Origin of the sequence: Bartonella sp. AP57NXGY (assembly GCF_042195805.1) — a bacterium.
GTDB lineage: Bacteria > Pseudomonadota > Alphaproteobacteria > Rhizobiales > Rhizobiaceae > Bartonella.
Genome location: NZ_JBHIOZ010000197.1, coordinates 1 through 2,156, shown reverse-complemented (window position 1 = coordinate 2,156; position 2,156 = coordinate 1). Strand labels below are relative to the sequence as shown.

The following is a 2,156-nucleotide window of genomic DNA, read 5'->3' as shown; positions in this document are numbered from 1 at the left end:
CCTTGCTCATCATAACCTGCACCTCCACCAAAATAGGTTGCAAGTTGTTCGTTCAGCGAATAAAGCTGACCACCCGTGATAGCATCCGTTGAATTAGCGCTAATCTCACCATTTGCAAGGAACGTAATTCTACTGTTTTCTTGTGTCCTGACAGCTTTGCCTTTTTCTTCTTGCTTCTTCTCATGACGTGCTACAAAGGCATTGGCTTCATCATTCCATAACAAAGCATCACCTTTAACTTGCTGAGTAATATTCGTTATGTTTTTAGTAAGTTCGCTAAACTTATTTGTTACATTATCATTGACATTCTTGATATTGCTATCAAGCTGGCTTTTGTTAACAGCGTCATTATTGTTCTTTGCTTCCCCAACACCAGAAATTATCCGATCCGCACCGCTTTCATTTGCAATATTGATTTCTGCGCCACCTACTTTTGCACCAATAGTGAGACGATGCGTTGTTTTGTCTTGCTGAACAAAGCTCTCGCTTTCCACTTTGGTAATCACATTATTAACCTGTTCAGTCAATTTATTCTGAACATTCGTGATAGAACTTCCAACACCTGTAAGTGCATCTGCTACATTCTGATAATTCTTGTCAAAAGAAGTACCATCCTCACCAAACTGCTTGATCTTGAAATCCGGTGCTTTCCATTTGCCCTCTTTATCATATCCAGCACCTCCACCAAAATAGGTTGCAAGTTGTTCGTTCAGCGAATAAAGCTGACTACCCGTTACAGCATCCGTTGATGTAGCGCTAATCTCACCATTTGCAAGGAACGTAATTCTACTGTTTTCTTGTGTCCTTACAGCTCTGCCTTGTTCTTCTTGCTTCTTCTCATGACGCGCTACAAAGGCATCGGCTTCCTTGCTCCATAACAAAGAATCCTGTGCTACTCCTTCAGAAACCTCTTTAATCCTTGCATTCACATTCTTGATATTCTCATCAAGACCTGCAAAAGCGGTTCCAACACCTTTAAAGGCACTCTCTGTTACAACTCCATCTTTAGCAATGTAAGATAATTTATACGTTGGCTGTGTAAGAGCTCCATCTTTAAAGGATGCTTCTCCACCTAAAAACTTAGCTACATCCTCACCTATTTTATTAATCTGACCACCCGTGATTGCATCACGTGAACCCTTGGCAATCTGACCATCGGCAACATTATGAAGTGCAACTGGTCCTGCATCCTTACCTTTGCCTAAAGTCACACTCGTGTAATCAATGCCGCCATTATCACCCTCTTTTTTATCGTAATGAACAACAGCCGAGTCATCTGACTGAAGGCTGGTAGAAAGATCCTTCAAACCTTTATCAAGCTGACCTTTGTTAACTGCTTCATTATCCTTTGTTGCTTCACCAACACCTGAAAGTGTCCGATCCCCTTTGTCTTTATTTGCAATATTGATTTCTGCGCCACCTACTTTTGCACCAATAGTGAGACGACTCGTTGTCTTATCTTGCTGAACAAAGCTTTCGCTTTCCACTTTGGTAATCACATTATTAACCTGTTCAGTCAATTTATTCTGAACATTCGTGAGAGCCGTATTAACACCCTCAAACGCATCCGCTACATTCTGATAACTCTCTCTTTTTTCCTCTCCATCAGTATCGAAAGTTTTAATCTTAAAAGTAGGACCTACTGAGTTTCCATTTCCAAAGTCAGCACCACCACCGAAATAAGATGCAACACTGCTCCCTAGGGTATGAAGCTGAGAACCACTTACAGCTTCGTCTGAATTTTCATTGATTGTCCCGCCAAGTAGACCGGAAAGTTTCCGCCCTCCATTATCCTTATTTAGAATACTGATTTCGGTACCACCTGTTCCCTTACCAATAGTGATAAGGCCCGTTCCTCCATCACGGAGACTGCGCGTCAAAGCCATCTCTGCTACTTGCTTAACAAGAATACTGTCTCTTACTTCATTAATTTCAGTATTTGTTGCCAAAAGTTGGGAACCATTGACCGCTTCGGTCGATTCTGCTGTGAGTGCGCCATTTTGAATGCCTGTTATCTTCTTACTACCAGCGTCAATACCACCCGTTGTTATTTTCGGTCCACCAGAAATCACTAAGCCCGTTGCATCTAAGGTACTGTTTCCTGCAGTTACTTTATTGACTGCAATATCCTTAGCTAGATCAAATTTTATATTATT

General features: G+C 41.4%; 1 pseudogene. It reads right to left on the bottom strand.

Features of this window, described 5'->3' with window-relative positions:
- A pseudogene (locus tag ACFIL8_RS09385) lies at positions 1–2,156 on the bottom strand (hypothetical protein); the annotation flags it as partial.